The 17,830-nt window shown below is 67.7% G+C and carries 19 protein-coding genes, 1 tRNA gene and 1 pseudogene; 8 read left to right on the forward strand and 13 right to left on the reverse strand.

Annotated features, from left to right (window positions below; all coding sequences use genetic code 11):
* The first annotated feature begins 46 nt into the window (after positions 1–46).
* Complete coding sequence (locus J2X58_RS06965) at positions 47–196, forward strand: hypothetical protein (protein ID WP_175472744.1); 150 nt, start codon at positions 47–49, stop codon at positions 194–196.
* On the opposite strand, the gene J2X58_RS06970 is transcribed toward J2X58_RS06965, so the two are convergent.
* On the reverse strand, positions 193–363 hold the full coding sequence (locus J2X58_RS06970; protein WP_310047216.1) for a hypothetical protein: 171 nt from the start codon (positions 361–363) through the stop codon (positions 193–195). The genes J2X58_RS06965 and J2X58_RS06970 overlap by 4 nt on opposite strands.
* Before the next feature lie 255 nt (positions 364–618).
* Between J2X58_RS06970 and J2X58_RS06975 the strand changes: the two genes are divergently transcribed.
* Complete coding sequence (locus tag J2X58_RS06975; protein ID WP_310047217.1) at positions 619–1,323, forward strand: Crp/Fnr family transcriptional regulator; 705 nt, start codon at positions 619–621, stop codon at positions 1,321–1,323.
* Here the strand turns inward: J2X58_RS06975 and J2X58_RS06980 are convergent.
* The 5 genes and pseudogenes from J2X58_RS06980 to J2X58_RS07000 form a co-directional block, all read right to left on the reverse strand.
* Positions 1,295–4,138 (reverse strand): TonB-dependent receptor, encoded by a 2,844-nt coding sequence (locus tag J2X58_RS06980; protein ID WP_310047219.1) that lies wholly within the window; start codon positions 4,136–4,138, stop codon positions 1,295–1,297. The two genes, J2X58_RS06975 and J2X58_RS06980, sit on opposite strands and share 29 nt — an antisense overlap.
* A gap of 402 nt (positions 4,139–4,540) precedes the next feature.
* Positions 4,541–4,795, reverse strand: coding sequence for a DUF3820 family protein (locus tag J2X58_RS06985; protein WP_090052957.1), 255 nt, complete (start codon positions 4,793–4,795; stop codon positions 4,541–4,543).
* A 10-nt stretch (positions 4,796–4,805) separates the two neighbouring features.
* A complete protein-coding gene (locus J2X58_RS06990; RefSeq protein ID WP_090052955.1) occupies positions 4,806–5,042 on the reverse strand; it encodes a hypothetical protein in 237 nt (78 codons plus the stop codon).
* A 64-nt stretch (positions 5,043–5,106) separates the two neighbouring features.
* Positions 5,107–5,352, reverse strand: a complete 246-nt coding sequence (locus tag J2X58_RS06995; protein WP_090175723.1) for a DUF2188 domain-containing protein — start codon at positions 5,350–5,352, stop codon at positions 5,107–5,109.
* Positions 5,353–5,512: 160 nt separating this feature from the next.
* Positions 5,513–6,214: pseudogene (locus J2X58_RS07000) on the reverse strand (NAD(P)-binding domain-containing protein); the annotation flags it as partial.
* 108 nt (positions 6,215–6,322) lie between these two features.
* Here J2X58_RS07000 and J2X58_RS07005 point away from each other — a divergent pair.
* A complete protein-coding gene (locus J2X58_RS07005; protein WP_310047220.1) occupies positions 6,323–7,327 on the forward strand; it encodes a TraB/GumN family protein in 1,005 nt (334 codons plus the stop codon).
* Here the strand turns inward: J2X58_RS07005 and J2X58_RS07010 are convergent.
* On the reverse strand, positions 7,294–8,331 hold the full coding sequence (locus tag J2X58_RS07010; RefSeq protein WP_310047221.1) for a DUF4105 domain-containing protein: 1,038 nt from the start codon (positions 8,329–8,331) through the stop codon (positions 7,294–7,296). The two genes, J2X58_RS07005 and J2X58_RS07010, sit on opposite strands and share 34 nt — an antisense overlap.
* 145 nt (positions 8,332–8,476) lie before the next feature.
* Between J2X58_RS07010 and J2X58_RS07015 the strand changes: the two genes are divergently transcribed.
* On the forward strand, positions 8,477–9,175 hold the full coding sequence (locus J2X58_RS07015) for an HAD family phosphatase (RefSeq protein ID WP_310047222.1): 699 nt from the start codon (positions 8,477–8,479) through the stop codon (positions 9,173–9,175).
* 103 nt (positions 9,176–9,278) lie between these two features.
* Positions 9,279–9,977: a BON domain-containing protein gene (locus tag J2X58_RS07020; protein WP_310047223.1), complete on the forward strand. Its 699-nt coding sequence runs from the start codon at positions 9,279–9,281 to the stop codon at positions 9,975–9,977.
* Between the two features lie 12 nt (positions 9,978–9,989).
* Here J2X58_RS07020 and J2X58_RS07025 read toward each other — a convergent pair whose 3' ends face one another.
* The 3 genes from J2X58_RS07025 to J2X58_RS07035 form a co-directional block, all read right to left on the reverse strand.
* On the reverse strand, positions 9,990–10,364 hold the full coding sequence (locus J2X58_RS07025) for a response regulator (RefSeq protein WP_090052947.1): 375 nt from the start codon (positions 10,362–10,364) through the stop codon (positions 9,990–9,992).
* A gap of 160 nt (positions 10,365–10,524) precedes the next feature.
* On the reverse strand, positions 10,525–12,237 hold the full coding sequence (locus J2X58_RS07030) for a patatin-like phospholipase family protein (RefSeq protein ID WP_310047224.1): 1,713 nt from the start codon (positions 12,235–12,237) through the stop codon (positions 10,525–10,527).
* 74 nt (positions 12,238–12,311) lie between these two features.
* Positions 12,312–12,671 carry a DUF1304 domain-containing protein gene (locus J2X58_RS07035; RefSeq protein ID WP_310047225.1) on the reverse strand — a complete coding sequence of 120 codons (360 nt, stop codon included), beginning with the start codon at positions 12,669–12,671 and terminating at the stop codon, positions 12,312–12,314.
* Positions 12,672–12,818: 147 nt separating this feature from the next.
* Here J2X58_RS07035 and J2X58_RS07040 point away from each other — a divergent pair, with 147 nt between their 5' ends.
* Together J2X58_RS07040 and J2X58_RS07045 are read left to right on the forward strand one after the other, a co-directional pair.
* Positions 12,819–13,094, forward strand: coding sequence for a hypothetical protein (locus J2X58_RS07040; protein WP_139206023.1), 276 nt, complete (start codon positions 12,819–12,821; stop codon positions 13,092–13,094).
* A gap of 23 nt (positions 13,095–13,117) precedes the next feature.
* Positions 13,118–13,480: a UBP-type zinc finger domain-containing protein gene (locus tag J2X58_RS07045; protein ID WP_310047226.1), complete on the forward strand. Its 363-nt coding sequence runs from the start codon at positions 13,118–13,120 to the stop codon at positions 13,478–13,480.
* Between the two features lie 415 nt (positions 13,481–13,895).
* On the opposite strand, the gene J2X58_RS07050 is transcribed toward J2X58_RS07045, so the two are convergent.
* From J2X58_RS07050 to tpiA, 3 genes are all read right to left on the reverse strand, one after another.
* Positions 13,896–13,980 (reverse strand) — tRNA-Leu (locus tag J2X58_RS07050).
* Between the two features lie 25 nt (positions 13,981–14,005).
* Positions 14,006–14,437, reverse strand: a complete 432-nt coding sequence (secG, locus tag J2X58_RS07055; protein ID WP_310047227.1) for a preprotein translocase subunit SecG — start codon at positions 14,435–14,437, stop codon at positions 14,006–14,008.
* A gap of 26 nt (positions 14,438–14,463) precedes the next feature.
* Entirely contained in the window at positions 14,464–15,240 is a 777-nt protein-coding gene (gene tpiA / locus J2X58_RS07060) for a triose-phosphate isomerase (protein ID WP_090052939.1), read from the reverse strand.
* 160 nt (positions 15,241–15,400) lie between these two features.
* Here tpiA and J2X58_RS07065 point away from each other — a divergent pair, with 160 nt between their 5' ends.
* The gene (locus J2X58_RS07065) at positions 15,401–17,815 is read left to right on the forward strand and encodes a DUF3772 domain-containing protein (RefSeq protein WP_310047228.1); all 2,415 of its coding nucleotides are present in this window, start codon (positions 15,401–15,403) and stop codon (positions 17,813–17,815) included.
* Positions 17,816–17,830: the final 15 nt, after the last annotated feature.

Consider the following 17,830-nt stretch of genomic DNA (forward strand, 5'->3'; position numbering starts at 1 on the left):
TGACCCTATGCCGGGGACACTCGCGGCACGCCTGGAGGATCGAAGGATGAACCGTTCGCGCTACTACGCCGTGATCGCCCTCATCGTCGCGATGATCGCGATCTTCGTGGTGGGCGCGATCCACAAGGGTGGTCCCGCAGGCGACGAGCCGGACGACGGCGCGCGCGCACCCTCGTCGCAGCCGGCGGCGCGCTAGGCGGGTTCGGTCTCGTCCGGCGACCGGGCGGCGTCGTGTGCCACGGCCGCGCGCTGCATGGCGAGCAGGAAGCCCGTGCCATAGCGCATCATGAAAGGCGCGACGCTCCCGGGGACGAAGCCCTCGGGCAGCACCGGGCTGACGGAGTCCTCGATGGGCGCGGTCATGCGGCGCCCCCTGCCGGATGGCTCGGTTCCTGGAAACGAACGGTCGAACGGTAGAACGTGGATCGACGTGCCATGGCCTCTACGGCCCCCTGTACTGAATTCCCCCAAACGCCGTAACTACGGCAATTGCATGACCGCGTCAAGATACCCACCGGGTCGGGACGGCATGCGGCATAACGGCGCATCGCGCTGACGAGCCCGGAGCGTGCCGGCCCCGGCTCCTACAATGGGTCCAACGCAGCGCGAGGAATCACCGTGCTCCCGGAACGCCCATCGACGACACCCCGTCCGCCAAGCTGCAACGACGCCTGCCGGCACGCGCATCGCTGCGATGCGACGCGAAGCGAGGAGCCCGCGCTGCTCGCGATGCGCCCCTCCGTCGAGCGCGTGGGCCCGTTCTTCGACGGCGACCGGCTCGTGCAGCCGGAAGCACCCCACCGCGCCGCGTTCGCGGTGCTTTCCGGACTCGCGATGACCGTGGCCGCCGGACGGGTGGTCGCGTTCCATCTGCCGGGGGAACTGTTCGCGCTGGACGTGGCCCGTTCCCAGACGCACGGCGCATCGGTGGTGGCCGTCGGCAAGACCTGGTTCTGCCGCTTTCCCCGCGCCGCCACCGACGCGCTGTGCGAACACGGCGGCACCGCGGCCCGATACCTTCGGGCGCTGCGCCGCCGGGAGCGCCACGTGGAGCCCCCGTGCCCCGACGGCCCCGCCGCCGAGCGCCTGCGCGGCTTCCTCGCCGACCTGGTGGAACGCCGCCGGCGCATCGAGGGACCGGCGACGTTCGTCCCGCTTCCGATGTCGCGCGAGGACATCGGCTCCTACCTCGGCATGAGCGCCGCGACGGTCACCCGCATGCTGGCGAAACTCCGCGCGGCGGGTGCCATCGCGATCCGCGCGGACGGCGTCGACGTCCTCGATGCCGAGGCGATCACAGCTTCACCCTCACGCCCAGCGTGAAGAAGCGTCCGACGACGCCGTTCTGCGCGTACGTCGGGTTGTAATTGAGCGCGGCATAGTTGAGCGGGTCGAAGGGCGCCTTCTTGTCGAAGACGTTCATGACGGAGCCCGTGATCGCGACCTTGTCCGTGATGTCGTAGCGACCGGTCAGGTCGAAGTCGGTGAACGACGCCATCCGGCAGTTGGAAGGAACGTTCGCGCCGGTGTCCGTGTTGGTGGAGAAGCAGCCTTCGGTGATGTCGGGCGCGGTCAGCTTGATGCCGCTGGTGTAATACAGCGTGCCGGTGATCGTCGCCTTGCCGAACTGGATGCTGTTCGCCCACGACCCGCGATAACGCGGGGTACCGGCACCCGACGAGAGACCGTACGGACCGTGCGTGCCGACGAACTGCAGCTTCGTGCCGTCCTCCAGCGTGAGCCGCCAGCTGATGATCTTCGTGAGGTTCAGATCGCTGGTGAAGCGGACGTTCTCGCTGAAGTCGTACCCGGCCTTCAGGTTGAGGTCGAGGCCCTTGGTTTCCAGCGCGTTCTGGTTCACGTACGGCGCCGCGACGACGAGCGGCCTCGGCAGCGCGTCGGGTGCGGCCGGATCCGGCACGTCCTGCACGATCGCCGAGCCCGCGGGAAGCGGCAGGCCGGCATAGTACGCGTCGAGCACCGCGCTCGCGCTCTGCTGCGCGATCACGCCCGTCTTCTTGATCCGGTAGTAATCCAGCGACGCGCTCAGGTCGGGCGTCGGCTGGTACAGCACGCCGAAGGTCCAGCTCTTCGAACGCTCCGGCTTGATGTCCGGGTTCGCGCGCGTGAGGAACCCGAGGCCGTACGGCTGCACGTAGCCGCTGTTGCCGTGCAGCTCCTGGAACTCCGCCGGCGGTGTGTACGTGGCGAAACCTTCCGCCTCGCTCGAACCGTTCTCGGCGAAGCTCGGCGCGCGGAAGCCCTTCGAGAACGTGCCGCGCAGCGCCAGCTCCTCGATCGGCTTCCACTTCACGCCGATCTTGGGCGAGAAGTTGTTGCCGAAGTCCGAGTAGTGGTCGTAGCGACCCGACACGTCCACTTCCAACGACTCGGTGAACGGCGCGTCCAGCTCGACGTAGACGCCGGAGACGGTGCGATCGCCCTTCACGTGCGCGATGCCCAGGCCCTGCGCCGCGAGATTCGGGTTGAGGTCGGGGTCGTCCTGCTCTTCGTGGCGCACGTCGATGCCCGTCGCCAGGCCGAGGGAACCGCCACCGAGATCCATCAAGGGACGCGTCACATGGAAGTCGATCGACTGCAGGTCGCTGGTCGAGGTCTTCTTCAGCTGCGGCGACAGCGACTGGAGCAGCGCACGCGAATTCGCCGAAGGATCGAGGAAGTTGTACGTACCATTCGTGACGACATCGATCAGCCGGTCGTAGTTGAGGAACCCGTTGAGCCGCGTATCCAGCGACGAATGGTTCAACACCAGCGCCGTGTCCCAGCTCCATTCGCCCCACCGCCCATTCATGCCACCGACGATGCGAAGGTTGTGGTTGTCGTTCTCGCCGCTGGCCAGCGCGCTGGGGAACGCATAGTTGATCAATGCCGCCTGCCCGCTGGCCGCGAACGGGTTGTTCGGGTTGAGCGAGCCATCCGGCAGCGTCGCGGGCAACGCGATGGAGTTGGTGTTGCGCGGGGTTCCGGCCTGGATCTGCGCCGGCGCGCCGGGGAAGGTCGTCTTGACCTCGTAGTAGCTGGCCGCGATGTACGCCTTGGTCGTGTCCGAAACCTTCAGCGTGAAGCGTCCATAGATGCCCTTGCGATCGGTCGTCGGCTGGATGGCCGCGTAGCGCGCGAAATTCTGCGAGCAGTAACTGCCGGGATTCGCGGGGTCGTCCGTCACCAGCGTGCCGAGCGAACCGCACGGACGCAGCGGCTGCGCCACGCCGTCGGGATCGGGGACGCCGGAGGTGACGTCGCCCGGACGCGACAGGGTGCCGGGCGTCACGCTGCCGTAGATGGAGCCGGAGTTCTGCGATGGCTGGCCGCCGATGAGGTTGTTGCCGCCGCTGCGACGGATGTCCGCCGTGTTGTACGGGTAGCCGCGATCCCTGGTCATGATGCGTTCGTCGCGCTGGTACTCCGCGCTCATGTAGGCGTTCCAGCCATCCTTGTCGAGATCGCCGCCACCGAAGAGTACCGTCGCGCGCTTCGTCGTGCCGCCACCGTGCTGCGACGTGCCGGCCTCGGCGGTGAACTCCGTGCCCTGGTAGCCAGGGCGCAGGATGATGTTCACCACGCCCGCGATGGCGTCGGCACCGTACAGCGACGACGCGCCGTCCTTGAGCACCTCGATGCGTTCGATGGCGTTCGACGGAATCGTGTTGAGGTCGACGAACGAACGCTGGCCGTCGTCGGCGAGCGGGTAGCTGGCCGCGCGGCGCCCGTCGATGAGGACCAGCGTCGAGTTGACCGTGAGGCCCCGCAGCGCGACGCCCGACGAACCCGCCGCGAAGCCGGCGGTGAACGACGCGGGGATCGAACCGCTGTTGTCCGCCGAGATGGCACGGACGACATCGGAGACGGTGTTCAGGCCGCTCTTCTGGATCTGGTCGGCGGAGATGGTCTGCACCGGCGACGGCGTCTCGACGTCGATGCGCGGCAATGCCGAACCGGTCACGGTGATCGCCGTGAGGTCGGTCGTCTTCTGGGCGTCGGGGGCGGCCTGGGGTGCGGCCGGGGCCGGCGACGGCGGCGCATCCTGCGCGGTGGCGGCGTTGCCGCAGGCGATCGCGGCGGCGATGGACAATGCGAGCCCGTGACGCCGGAGCGCCTTGTGCGATGTGTTATTCATGGTGAGTCTCCGGAGCCTTAGGGGAGTGGGGCTGGGACTTTTCGCGTGGCTGCGGACGCGCGATGCAACGCTTCATTCACAGGGACGCAAGGAAAACTTACGCCGCGTAAACGGGCGGCACCATCGGCCATTCGGAATATCTTTCGCCCGTGCACGTGGCACGCGCTATGCAGGTCGCGGCGACGTGCTGACTCGTGTGTCGCCTCGCGAACACCGTGAACCGAGGACGTGGATACCGGCGTGCGCCGGTATGACGGTTCGTCACCCCGGCGCACGCCGGGGTCCACGGCGAAGCGGTCGGTTCTCGCGATGACGTTTCCGGCGTGTGACGCCTCGCGAAAACCGTTTACCGAGGACGTGAATACCGCCCTGCCCCGGTATGACGGCTTGTCACGCCGCGGTCTACGGGCGGACGGTCGGTGTTCGCGAAGGCTTACGCAGCGGGTCGAGCAGACGGCGCAGACCGTTGTGATCGAGCTCGAGCATCAGTGCGAGCAGCCTGCCGAGTTCGCCGGGCGGGAAGCCTTCGCGCGCGAACCACGCCAGGTAGTTGCCGGGCAGATCGGCCACCGCCCTGCCCTTGAACTTGCCGAAGGGCATGGTCGCCGTGGCCAGGCGCGCGAGGTCGTCGCGGAAGCGGTCTTCGAGTTCGGTCATCCGACCGATTCTACTCTTCGCCGGGATCGAAACCCTCGCGTTCCTTCATCAGCTGGCGAGCCGCGGTGATCCCGAGGGTCAAGCCTTCCTGACACGCTTGCTCCTCATCCTCGTGCAGCGTCTTGCACAGGTGCTCGGCGACTTCCTCACCGTCCTCGCTGATGACGTACTTGCCGCGCCAGCGGCCCGGCTTGGCCACGTAGCAGGTGCCTTCCACGTCGAAATAACCGATCTTGCGATGCGCCATGGGTGGGTTGATCCTCCTTACCTCATCCCATCGTATGCATCGCGCATCAACGTGGCGTGCAGCGCTACTGCATGCCTCCGACGGGACGCTTGGCGTTCGATTCGAACTCGCGCCACATGCCATCGGCACCTTCGACGGAGACCAGCGTCTGCACACCGTTCTGGCCGCCCAGAAGCCTGGACTGCTGAACGGCGTAAGCGATGGCGGCGACGCGCGATTCGAAGTTCTCCGTCGGCACGCCGTTCATCTGCACGTGCCAGAGGCCGGCCAGATCGGGCGCGAAAGGGATGTCGTAGATCACCAGAGCCATGGAAAGGTGGGTAACCTCAGAAAGTACGCAAGCCTTCGGTCGAGCCGACAGGAAGACCACGCGGCGGTTGCCTCAAGGGCGCAAGATTATCCGTATCCCTTCGCGCCCACAACGGAATTCCGCGTTTGCCGATCCTTCACGCGGCAATCACGACATTCGTTCAGCGCGGCGCGTCATAGCTTCCCGGGCTTGCCGCCGTGGCGCGCCATGCGGGTTGTCGCTCACGTGTCGCGTCGAGCAGGCCCTGGCGGACGCCCTCCAGGTCACGATCCGCGCCGTACACCGGCGAGCCGGGCTGCTGGCGCCACGATTCGTCGAGCGTGCCCGCGTCGACGCCATCGAAGCCCAGCTGATCGACGAGCCGGAGCACCGTCGCCTTCGCGTTGGCGTCGTCGCCCGCGACCGGCAGGGCGATGCGCCCATCCGTCGTCGACGGCTTGCCCTTGCTCCCCAGGTGCGCCGCCTCGATGGTGTTGAACGCCTTGACGACCGGTCGGCCGAGCTGGTCCGCGACCCAGCGGCTCTCGGTCACGCCCTCCTCGATCGCCGCGATGCGTCCGTCACGCTCGCGGGGATAGTAGTTGCCGGTATCGACGACGATCGTCGAGTCGGGCACGCCGTCGAACAGGTCCGACGGGAGCGCAGGAATCTTCGATTCGGGGATGGTGATCACGACGACATCGCCACCGCGAGCCGCCTCGTGCGCGGTCACCGCGACCGCGCCGGTGTCGCGCTCGATGGCCGTGAGCGTCTCCGGCCCCCGCGAATTGGCGATGAGCACCTCGTGGCCGAGCTCGCGAAACCGCCGCGCCAGCGTCCCGCCGATGTTTCCCGCGCCGATGATGCCGATCTTCATCCCATGGTTCTCCGAGTGGCCATGCCTCGATCATCCGGAACCGGCGTGAACGGGCGGCGAGCGACCGGTGATCGGGGAATTCCGCTCGCGACGCGGCGGCCCTAGACTCCGCGCATGAACCGCATCGTCCTCGCCCTCCTCGCCTGCCTCATCGTGCTGCCTGCCACGGCTTTTGCGCAGAACACGCCCCCGACCATCCCGACGCTGGACGCGGTCACCGTGAGCGGCGTCCAGCCCGGCCCCGGCTTGTGGCGGGCTACGCGGGGCGGGCACACGCTGCTCATCCTCGGCAGCCTCACGCCCATCCCCCGCGGGATGACCTGGAAGACGGACGAGATCGACGACGCCCTCGCGCATTCGGGCGCACTGCTCCTGCCGCCGCACGTGGAGATCAAGCCCAACGTCGGATTCTTCGGCAAGCTCGTCCTCCTGCCCTCGCTCATCGGCGTGCGCAACGCGCCGGACGGCGCGACGCTGCAGGAGACCGTGCCGCCGGACGTCTACGCCCGCTGGCTCGAGGTCAAGGCGCGCTACATCGGCGACGATCGTCGGGTGGAGCGCTATCGCCCGATCTTCGCCGCGCTGGAGCTCTACAAGAGCGCCGTGAAGAAGACGGGCCTCGCGAAGTCGGGCCAGATCACGCGCGCGGTCACGGACCTCGCGCAGAAGCACGGTGTGAAGCAGATCCCCGTCGAATACACCCTCCTCGTCGACGACCCGCGGGCCGCCGTGAAGGCGTTCAAGAAATCCACGCTCGACGACGTCTCGTGCTTCGCCCAGAGCGTGCAGAACATCGAGCCGCAGCTCGCCGACATGACCGCCCGCGCGAACGCCTGGGCCACCGGCGACCTCGCCGCGCTCCGCGACGACCGGCGGGCCGCGCAGCTGATCACGTGCATGAACGCCGTCACCGAAGGCGGCGTCGCGCAGCGCATCGGCCTCGCCGACGTGCCGAAGGCCGTGCGCGAGCGCTGGCTCGCCACCGTGGACGAGGCGATGGCGGCGAACACGCAGGTCGTCGCCATCGTGCCCATCGACGACCTGCTCAGCGGGGACGGCTACCTCGCCGCCCTGCGCGCGAAGGGCTACACGGTGGAATCGCCCGACGGCGGCGAATAGGCCGGCGGAATGCCGACGCGGATGGCGCGGGAGAAATCGTCCCCCGGGCCGGTCGCCCTCGCCCGCTCCGTGATGCGGCCGAAGCGTCGCCATTCGTCGACCGAAAAGCGTTCGTCCAGGGTGCCGTTCTCCGCGAAGTATTCCGGCAGGTAGCCGGTGAGCAGCAGGCGCAGGTCGAACGGCAGGGCGCCGTCGATGCGCCTCGCCATGCGATAGACGATGGTGGTGCAGTTCGACGTGACCGTGTTGTAGAACCGTGGCCGGCGGACCAGTCCGTTCGCCGCCTCGACGTAGGAGACGAACAGCGAGCGCATGGCCTCCTGCGGCATGCGCAACGGGAAGAGGTAATCGTCCTCGCCACGCACATTGGTTCGCACGCGCACGATGTCGTGTTCGTCCGCGGCGACGAGCACGAGTTCGAACTGGCGGAAGAACCCGCCGACCTCGGAGAACGCCTCGCCGCGCTTGCGCCGGATCTCCACCGAGAACACGACGTGCCGTCCATCGTCGAAGCCGAACGAAAGCATCGCGTGGGCGATCGCCTCGCTCGCCCAATAGGACAGGACGGCATCCACGCGCACCAGCCGGTCGAGATCGTACTCGCGCGTTTCCCAGCGGATGTCGTAGTCGGTGTCCGAGCGCCAGGTGAAGTCGCGCACGTTGCGCAGCGTCACGTGCGAACCGGCCACTTCGCCCGAGAGCAGCCGCGCCACGTCGTCGGCCCAGACGCGGTCGTTGCTCGGCCGGATCGTTCCCCACCACAGCAGCAGTGCCGCATAGGCGGCGACGAAAATCGCGGCGGCGCGGTCCTCGCCCATCCCGAGCCAGGCAGCCCAGAGCAGCACGCAACCCGCCATCCAGGCGACGGCGACCGCCAGCCTGACGCCGCGCGGCCCCGGAGCGCGGTAGGCGAGCGCGAACGCGCCCCACGCGCCCGTGGCGAAAAGCAGTGTCGCGGCGGCCGCGCCGGCCAGCCCCTGTGCCCACATGCGGCGGCGTTTCATCGGGGCCGCCCCCTGTCCAATCGATGCATCGCTACATGATGCCCGAATGACCCGCACCATTCGGGCTATGGCGCGGTGCATCAATGAGCGCTATGTTGAGCCCAGGTCCGGAAGCACCGTCCGGCACTGCTGCACGGGGGCTGGCATGGTCCGATTTCCGGCGACACCCCAGGCGATCGTCTTCGACCTGGACGGCGTCCTCTTCGACACGGAGGCGCTCTACCGCGACGCGCTGCTCGCCGCCGCCGACGAAGTCGGCATCCACCTGCCCCTCTCCCTGTGCCAGCGGATGGTGGGTCTGCACGGGCACGCGGCGCGACTTCTGCTCAGGGAACACGTCGGCGACGAGGTCGATCTCGATGCCGTCTGGGAAGGGGCATCCGCCCGATACCACGCTCTCTTCGACACCGACCTGCGGCTGAAGCCCGGCGTGACCCGGCTGCTCGACACCCTCGACGAGCTTGGCATCCCTCGTGCGATCGCCACGTCGTCTCCCCATGCCACGGCGATCCACCACCTGGACGCGTTCGGCCTTCGCGAGCGCTTCGACGCCCTGGTGGCGTCCGGCGACTGCGAGCGCTGCAAGCCGTATCCCGACGCTTACCTGCGAGCGGCCCGGATCCTGAACACGCCCACGGCACGCTGCCTCGCCCTGGAGGATTCGCTCGCCGGGGTGCGATCCGCGACGGCGGCGGGCGTGCCGACGATCATGGTGCCCGACCTGCAACAGCCCAGCGCGGAACTGCGCCGGCTGTGCGCGAGCGTGGCCGCCAATCTGGACGAAGTGAACCAGTGGCTGCGTGAAACGGCCCACGGCGTGGCGACCGCGCCGCCGGCCCACTGAGCCTCGTCGCTTCAGAAACGTTTCCGCCGCGTTGACGCGCGCGCAACACGTATTGCATGGCACGGCGCGAAGACTGGCGTGGTCCTTCACGCTGGAGCCGCTCATGAACCGTCAAGACGATCGCCACGGCACGACCCGCCATCCCGACGACGACAGCGTCTGGGCACGGCCCCTCGGACGCCGCGACGACACGCGCTATCCCGGCGATGAATTCGGAGGCACCTATGGGCACCGCGATGCGGGGCTCCATCGCGATGCTGGCGCGAGTCCCTACGATGCCCGGCGCGACGTCGCGGGCGGACGCGACTACCGCCCGGGCGACGATTTCTCGGGAGGTGGCTGGACCGGGCAGCGCGACGACGAACGCGACGGTGGCCGTCGTCCGGGCCACCGCGACTTCGGTGGTCACCATGCTTACGACACGCACGGACGGCACCCCGGTCACCGCGACTTCGGTCGCGGCGACGACGACGCCCGTCGCGCCTGGAGTCCGTCCGGCTATCCGGGCGGATGGCGCGGCGTCGGACCGAAGGGCTACGAGCGCAGCGACGAGCGCATTCGCGACGACATCTGCGAGCGGCTGACGGAGCACGACGCGATCGACGCCTCGGCCATCGAAGTGACGGTGACAACGGGCGTGGTGCGTCTGACCGGCGAAGTGCCGAAGCGCTACATGAAACACCTGGCCGAAGACACCGTGGCCGACGCCGTGGGCGTCCGCGATGTCGAGAACACGCTGAGGGTGGCCGGTTCCGATCGCCGCGGCGAACGCGGCCTGTTCGACGAACCGTCGCTGGGTTGACGTTGCCGGAGGTCAGCTGACCCGCTGCGGTCGGCTGGCCTCGTGCAATGCGGTTTCCAGCTGCTGCGCGCTATACGGCTTGCGGATGAGCGGCGCCCGGTACTTGGCGGGAATGTCCACCTGCATCGAACCGGTCGCGAGGATGAAGGGGATGCCGCGGCGCTGAAGCTCGTCGAGCGCGGGATATACCTTGACGCCCTGGAGATCGATGTCCACGACGGCCACATCGCAACGCTCCACGTGCGCCAGCCGCAACGCCTCTTCGATGCATGTCGCGCATGCGGCGACGTCGTAGCCAAACCGCTCCTCCAGCATGTCCGCGAGCGCGGAGGCCAGTCCGGAATGATCCTCGAAAACGATCGCGCGTGGCGCGGCTGATGTATTCATAGGTTCTGACACGAGGGAGGGGCGTGGTCCAACCTACTCCCGTTTCCACGCGACGACCAGATGCGGATTCGCTTTTCTGGGCGTTTCCTCACGAACGGGTGTTACATCGACGAATCACTTGCCGTATTAGCACGATCCAAACACGATTTCGTCATTTCGTTTACCAGAGCTCGTGCCGCCGCAGGGCGTCCACGAGCCGCGTCGCGGCGAAGCGGAGGAGCTTGCGCCGTGCATACGTATGCCATGCGAGCCAGGTCAGAATCTTATCCTTCCATTTGTCGGTGGCCACGCGATACAGCGCGTCAAGACGCTTGCTGATGTCGGGCATGAGGCTCAGGGGATCGAGCGCCCCGCGTGGCCACGCCGGCAGGCATTCCTCGCGCGCCGCGCACGCGCAGTCGCCGACGAGGGGAATCACGGGCGCGTGCGTTTCGCCATCGCGCTCGCGCAGGAAGTGCGCCAGCGCGGGATCGCCGGCCCACGCCGCGACGATCGGATTGCTGGCCGGCACGAGGAAATGCTCCGAGAGGAAGCGCTGCGCGTTGCGGCGTCCGAGCAGGAAATCGTGCCGCCGGTAGGCCTGCGCGAGGAACCCGGCGAAACCGCCCAGCGCGCCGGCGGCGATCGCCCGTCCGCCCAGCCAGCGCGTTTCGCCTTCGGTGGCGGGACGGATGGGCGCGATGAGGAAACGGCTGTAGACGGCATCGTCCATCGCCAGCGCGATTTCCCGCGGCTTGAAGCGCGCCTGCTGCTTCCATGAGGCGAACAACGCGGTCAGGGCGCCGACGACGTTGATCGACGCCGCGAACTCCGGTCCGAGGTCGTCCGGCTCCGGAAAGGGGTCCACCATGAGGACGATGCGGTTGACTTGATCGCCACGTCGCGGATTCCGGCCCAGCGTGCCGGCCAGTTCCGTCCGCGCGAGCTCGAACGGCTCGTTGTCCATCGCACCGCCGTCGACGCCGACGAACCGGTAGCTCGCGCCCATGTGCTCGCCCTCGTCCAGCTTCGGCTCGATCGGCACCACGCGCGACATGCCGTTCTCGTCGGGCACCACGACGCTGCGCTGCATGTAGTCGCTCCAGCGCCGTTCGATCTCGCGGTAGCGCAGACCACCTGGGAAAGCCGACGACGCCAGCGCGGCGTTCATGAGCGCGGTCCACCCGCGGTCCGGCAGGCGTTTGGGATGCGCCACGTAGAGGTCGTCGGGATAGTGCCAGCGACGGTCGTACGCCCCCTGCCCCGTATCGACGGCGAAGCGCAGGTAGTCCTCGTGCGCGACCATGCCGTGTCCGGCGTCCGATCCCGTTCCCGCGAAGGGCACCTCGTAGGGCACGCCGCGCAGGTTCGTCACGGTGAAGACCAGCTTCAGCGGATTCGCGATGTAGGGCCGGCTCGCAGGTGCCGCCTCGAAGCGCAGGGCATCCTCCGCGATCGCATCGAGGCAGCGCGTGTCGAGCAGCGACGCGATGGGCAGGTCCTTGTCCAGATCGTCGGTGCCCAGGAACCCCTTGATGTCGACCCGGTTGACCCACGTGTCGTAGAACGGGTTCCGGGCCGCCGTCGCGCCGTCGGTCGCCGCGTGGACATGCTCGAAGGCGTAAGGAAGCGCGATGGCGGAAAGCACCCCGTTGATGCTGCCCGCCGACGCGCCGGAGATGTCGCGCAGCAGCACGTCATGCGACGGCACCGCCTCGCCGGCCCGCTTCGCCGCGTACCAGCGCTCCAGGGCCTCGTAGATGAAATCGAGGACGCCCGCGGCGTACGCGCCCCCGGAGACCGCCCCGGCCAGGGCCAGGCCGAGCTCGAACGTGCGCGGACGCGGCGGCGGCGTGATCTCGGGATGGCCAAGGGGAAGATCCGTATCCGGCATGCGTCGCTCCGCCTCGCGTGTTCGGGCCGATTATGGACGACGACGTCGATACGGACCCCGACGTGCCGCACGCTTCAGCGGGCGAGCCATTGCGCGGCGAGTGCAAGGGCGGCGGGGAGCGCCTGCACGTACAGGATCCGGCGGCTCGCCGTCAGCGCACCCCACAGCCCCGCCACGACCACGCATCCGAGGCCATAGAAGACGAAAGCCGTGGCGAACGGTTCGCGCAGGACGAGGCCGAGCAGCAGGGCGACCACCAGGAACCCGTTGTAGAGGCCCTGGTTCGAGGCGAGCGCGGCGCTGTCGCTCGCGAACTGGGGCGTGATGCCGAAGACCTTCGGTCCTCGCGAGCGCCACAGGACCATCTCCAGCACGACGATGTAGAGGTGGATCAGGATGACCAGGACGGTGAGCGCGGTGGCGGCAAGATGCACGGGAGGCCTCGATGGATAGTGAACTGCGCGGAGGATAGCCGACGGCGCAGGCATGCACCCCGGCCGCAACGCGGCGACCTTGAGTAGGCCGGATGGCCGATTGCGTGCAGCCGCCGATGGGGCCCTAATCGTCGGATGCACAACGTCATGGCAGCCGAGGAGATCTCCCTGGAAGCCCTGGGATTGCTCCAGGCGCTGCTTCACCATGACTACGACGAGGCCCAGTTCCGGGCCAACCATGTCGCCCGGCACGCCCTCGAGCACGATCACGTTTGCGTCGCCGATGCCGCCGAGCGAATCGAGTCCCTCCTCGCCTGTGGCTGTCCGAATTCCCTCGAACTGCGGATTGCATTACGCTCGCTGGCAACCTCGGTCGACCGCATGCAGGCAGCGGCCCTAAGGCGTGCCGGTCGATTGCTCTGACCGCGCCACCGCAGGATAAACCCATGCAAGACAAACGCATCAAGGGCATCGACCCCGATGTCCCGCCGAGCGGCACCGGTTGTGTCGAATGCCTCGCCACGGGCAGCTGGTGGTTCCACCTTCGCCGTTGCGCGCAATGCGGCCACATCGGCTGCTGCGACGATTCGCTGAATAAGCACGCGACGAAGCATTACCACGAGACCGGACATCCGATCATCCAGAGCTTCGAACCCGGCGAAGACTGGTTCTACAGCTACATCACCGAAGACATCGTCGACGGTCCGGAGCTCGCCCCGCCGCATAGCCATCCCGTCACGCAGCCGACGCCGGGTCCCGAAGGCAAGGTGCCACGGCGTTGGCAGTGGGTGCTGCAGAACGCGGGCTAAGCGCCTCGCCCTTCCGATCGCCTCGCCGTGGGCACCGGCTTTCGCCGGTGCGACGAGCGTGTGGCCTCGTCGCTCTTGTGATCGCCTCGCCGTGGGCACCGGCTTTCGCCGGTGCGACGAGCGTGTGGCCTCGTCGCTCTTGTGATCGCCCCGCCGTGGGCACCGTCTTTCGCCGGTGCGACGAGCGTGTGGCCTCGTCGCTCTTGTGATCGCCTCGCCGTGGGCACCGGCTTTCGCCGGTGCGACGGTGAGGTAGCTTTTGGCGCACGAAGAGGCGATCCCGTCCATATATCCTCATCGTCGCACCGGCGCACGCCGGTGCCTACGGCGAGGCGTTCGTACGAGCGACCGCGCACAAAAAAACCCGCTTTCGCGGGTTTCTTTGCGATCCGGTTGAGGTTGTCCGGATCTCTGTTGGTGCCCAAGGGGGGACTCGAACCCCCACGACCTAAGCCGCTACCACCTCAAGGTAGTGCGTCTACCAATTCCGCCACCTGGGCATAACTTTTACTGCGTGTTGCGTTATTACTTCTTGGCCGGTTCGGCGGGAGCCTGAGTGGCTTCCTGCTTCGCGGCCGGAACATCGTTGTTCGCTGCCGGGGCCGAAGCGGCGGGTGCCTGAGGCACGTCCGACGCGGCCGGGACCACCGGTGCGTTGTTGGCGGGAGCGGCCGACGTGGTAACGCCGGACATCACACCAAGATCCGCGGCCGGCTGGGGATTGCCCGTGCGACCGAGGTAAATGCCCATGCCGAGGCTGAGCAGGAAAAACAGGGTGGCCAGGACGGCCGTGGCACGCGTCATGAAGCTCGACGAACCACGCGCACCGAACACGGTGGCGGATGCACCGCCGCCGAAACCCGAACCTGCCTCCGCACCGGCACCGCGCTGCATGAGGATCAGCACGATCATCGCCGCGGCGATCAGGATATAGAAAACGCTGAAGAGAATGAACATGTCTTCTTGGTTTGCCGTGTCGCGAATTATCGACGCGCCGCGGCGCATATATCCAGGAAATCGTTGGCGAGTAAAGCCGCGCCGCCGATCAGTCCCCCGTCCACATCCGGCTGGGCGAAAAGTTCGGCCGCATTGGCCGGCTTGACGCTTCCGCCGTAAAGCACCCGGGTCAGGAGCGAGATATTAGCATCCTTTTTTCCCAGTTGGCTACGGATGAACGCATGAATTTTCTGCGCCGTCTCCGGCGTGGCCGTCAGGCCCGTTCCGATGGCCCAGACGGGCTCGTACGCCACCACCGCGTCCCGGAACGGCTCGATGCCGTTGAGGTCCAGCACGGCGCCGAGCTGGCGGCCGATCACTTCCTCGGCGCGGCCTTCCTCGTGCTCTTCCTTCGTCTCGCCGACGCATACGATCGGGGTGAGGCCCGCCTTCAGCGCCGCCGCGAACTTGCGCGCGACGAGTTCGTCGGATTCATGGTGATACTGGCGCCGCTCGGAATGGCCGACGATGACCCAGCGGGCACCGACGTCGCGCAGCATCTCCCCGGAAACCTCGCCGGTATAGGCGCCGGTGCCGACGTGCTCGGAGACGTCCTGCGCCCCGAAACCGAGGCCGCTGTCGTGGAACTTCGCCGCGAATTCGCCGAGGTGGGTCGTGGGCGGAAAGAGCACGACGTCCTCGCAGGCCAGCGCGCCGGCCTTCACGCGTTCGCCCACGCTCCGGGCGATTTCGTGCACCAGCGCGCTGCCGACGATACGGGAGCCATGCATCTTCCAGTTACCGGCGACCAGCATCTTGCGCATGTGGGCTTCCAGGCGTGACGAAAGGGGCGGCAGGATAACGGGCGGCTACGCGCCGGCAAAGCTGCATTGCCGCAACACGGGCCAGCACGCGCCGTTCACCGAGGGTACCGCATACCTCCGGGCAATTGACCGGATCGGAACCGGCTTCGATCATCACGCCATGCGCATCCTACGAATCTTCTTCATCGCCCTCCTCCTCGCCGGCACCGGCGGCGCCTTCGCACAGGCGGACGACGCCAGCCCCGCCCAGCAGATCGACGACTTGCGCGGTCAGCTCGACCAGGTCGAAAAGACCATGAAGGACGAGCACATCGAAGACAGCACGATCGACGACCTGCGCGGCAAATCGACCGGCATCGCCAGCGACGCGCAGAAGCTGTCCAGCTCGCTGCAGCAGGGTCGCGACGCCGCCAAGGCTCGCCTCGACCAGCTGGGTCCCGCGCCCGCGGCCGGCACGAAGGAAGCCCCCGAACTCGCCTCCGCGCGCAAGGACGCCCAGAAGGCGTTCGACGCCGTGGACGCGCAGGTGAAGCAGGCGGACGCGATCGCGCTCGAAGCGCAGCAGACGGCGAACCAGCTGGCCGAACTGCGGCGCACGCGCTTCCAGGAAACCATTTCGCGACGTACCAACTCTCCCCTCTCGCGCCCGTTCTGGTCCGAGCCTGCCGCGGCCTTCCCGCGCGATTCCGCCAACCTGCGCGCCTTCGCCGATGGCGTGAAGCAAGACATCGCCGAGAGCTGGACCGCCGGCAACCGCGTCGCGCTGATCACCTGCGTGCTGCTCGGCCTGCTGCTGATGACCGGCGTGCGGCTCTACATCGAACACCGCGTCCGCCAGCTCACGGCGAACCGCATGCCGCCGGGTCGCCTGCGCCGCTCGGCGTTGATCCTCGGCATCGCGCTCACCTCGACGCTGACCACCGGCCTCGGCACGCAGCTCATCTATCTGGGCCTCAACTGGAACGAGACCTTCAGCTCCGACACCGACGAGGTGGTGCGCGCGCTGGTGCGTCTGGTGTTCTTCGGCGCATTCATCGCGGGCCTGGGCCGCGCGCTGCTCTCGCCGAAGCGGCCGTCGTGGCGTCTTCCCGCGATTCCCGACGAGACCGCGGACGCGCTGCGTCGCTTCCCGATGGCGATCTCGCTGTCCGTCGTCCTGTTCGTGTTCCTGCGCGAGCTCAACCGCGCCATCGGCACGAGCCTCTCCATCACCGTCGTCACGACGAGCCTGCAGGCCGTCGTGTTCACGACGCTCACCGCCTTCGCGCTGCTTCGCCTCGGCCGCACGCACCATCACGACACGGACGGTACCCCGCCGGCGCCCCGACCCATCTGGGCGAGCCTGTTCATCGCGGCGGCATGGATCGCGATCGCCGCGTCGTGGATCGGCCTGCTCACCGGCTTCATCGCCTTCGCCGCGTTCATCGCCGGCCAGGTCGTGTGGACGGCCATCGTGATCGCCTCCACCTACCTCGCCATGCGCCTCGTCGACGACCTCTTCGAGACGCTGCTCTCCGAGAAGGGTCCGATGAGCGCGCGGGCGCAGGCGGTGTTCGGCACGCATCCGAAGCTGCTCGACCAGGCCGGCGTGCTGCTTTCCGGCATCGTGCGCCTGGGCCTGTTCCTGTTCGGCCTGACGGCCGTCGTCTCGGGTTTCGGCGCCGGCGCGTCGGACATCCTCGCGCTGGGCGGCAAGCTGCAGTCGCTGAAGATCTACAACGTCGAGCTGAAGCCGAGCCAGATCCTGACGTCGATCGCGCTGTTCTTCCTCGGCCTGCTCGCCGTCCGCGTCGTCAAGAACTGGATGTCGGAGCAGTACCTGCCGCGCACGAACCTCGATCCGGGCATGCGCAGTTCGCTGACCACCCTGCTCGGCTACGTCGGCATCGTGATCGTGGTGGCGATCGCCCTGCTGGCGATGGGCCTGTCGGTGCAGAACGTGGCATGGGTCGCGTCGGCGCTGTCGGTCGGCATCGGCTTCGGTCTGCAGGCGATCGTGCAGAACTTCATCTCCGGCCTGATCCTGCTCGCCGAGCGCCCGGTAAAAGTCGGCGACTGGGTCGTGCTCGACGACGCCGAAGGCGACATCCGCCGCATCAACGTGCGCGCGACCGAAATCCAGGTATCCGACCGCTCGACGATCATCGTGCCGAACTCCTCGTTCATCACGAAGCCCGTGCGCAACATGACGATGGCCAACCCGCAGGGCCGTGTCCTGATCAAGCTGCCGATGCCGCTGGATTGCGATCCGGTGGACGTGCGCCAGCACATGCTCGACGCCATGCAGGGCCATGCGTCCGTGCAGCCCACGCCCGCGCCGTCCGTCACGCTCGACAACATCGATCGCGCCGCGATGACGTTCGCCGCGACGTGCTACGTCGGCAGCCCGCGCGACGTCGGCAACGTGAAGAGCGACCTGCTGTTCGACATCATCGCGCGCCTCCGCGGCGCCGACATTCCGCTGCTGCGTCCGCAGGACCTCGTGCTGAGGTCCGGCGGCAACATGGGCGACATGATCGGGCCGACGGGTGCGGGCGCGCCGAAGGCGTCGACGGATCCCGATCCGTCGGCGTGACGCTCGTCGCTTTCG

The sequence above is a fragment of the Luteibacter sp. 3190 genome, assembly GCF_031456385.1.
Lineage (GTDB): Bacteria > Pseudomonadota > Gammaproteobacteria > Xanthomonadales > Rhodanobacteraceae > Luteibacter.

Coding starts and splice junctions, on each gene's coding strand:
- J2X58_RS06965 (WP_175472744.1), top strand. CDS start 47: ATGAACCGTTCGCGCTACTACGCCGTGATCGCCCTCATCGTCGCGATG.
- J2X58_RS06970 (WP_310047216.1), bottom strand. CDS start 363: ATGACCGCGCCCATCGAGGACTCCGTCAGCCCGGTGCTGCCCGAGGGC.
- J2X58_RS06980 (WP_310047219.1), bottom strand. CDS start 4,138: ATGAATAACACATCGCACAAGGCGCTCCGGCGTCACGGGCTCGCATTG.
- J2X58_RS06985 (WP_090052957.1), bottom strand. CDS start 4,795: ATGACCGAACTCGAAGACCGCTTCCGCGACGACCTCGCGCGCCTGGCC.
- J2X58_RS06990 (WP_090052955.1), bottom strand. CDS start 5,042: ATGGCGCATCGCAAGATCGGTTATTTCGACGTGGAAGGCACCTGCTAC.
- J2X58_RS06995 (WP_090175723.1), bottom strand. CDS start 5,352: ATGGCTCTGGTGATCTACGACATCCCTTTCGCGCCCGATCTGGCCGGC.
- J2X58_RS07005 (WP_310047220.1), top strand. CDS start 6,323: ATGAACCGCATCGTCCTCGCCCTCCTCGCCTGCCTCATCGTGCTGCCT.
- J2X58_RS07010 (WP_310047221.1), bottom strand. CDS start 8,331: ATGAAACGCCGCCGCATGTGGGCACAGGGGCTGGCCGGCGCGGCCGCC.
- J2X58_RS07015 (WP_310047222.1), top strand. CDS start 8,477: ATGGTCCGATTTCCGGCGACACCCCAGGCGATCGTCTTCGACCTGGAC.
- J2X58_RS07020 (WP_310047223.1), top strand. CDS start 9,279: ATGAACCGTCAAGACGATCGCCACGGCACGACCCGCCATCCCGACGAC.
- J2X58_RS07025 (WP_090052947.1), bottom strand. CDS start 10,364: ATGAATACATCAGCCGCGCCACGCGCGATCGTTTTCGAGGATCATTCC.
- J2X58_RS07030 (WP_310047224.1), bottom strand. CDS start 12,237: ATGCCGGATACGGATCTTCCCCTTGGCCATCCCGAGATCACGCCGCCG.
- J2X58_RS07040 (WP_139206023.1), top strand. CDS start 12,819: ATGGCAGCCGAGGAGATCTCCCTGGAAGCCCTGGGATTGCTCCAGGCG.
- J2X58_RS07045 (WP_310047226.1), top strand. CDS start 13,118: ATGCAAGACAAACGCATCAAGGGCATCGACCCCGATGTCCCGCCGAGC.
- secG (WP_310047227.1), bottom strand. CDS start 14,437: ATGTTCATTCTCTTCAGCGTTTTCTATATCCTGATCGCCGCGGCGATG.
- tpiA (WP_090052939.1), bottom strand. CDS start 15,240: ATGCGCAAGATGCTGGTCGCCGGTAACTGGAAGATGCATGGCTCCCGT.
- J2X58_RS07065 (WP_310047228.1), top strand. CDS start 15,401: ATGCGCATCCTACGAATCTTCTTCATCGCCCTCCTCCTCGCCGGCACC.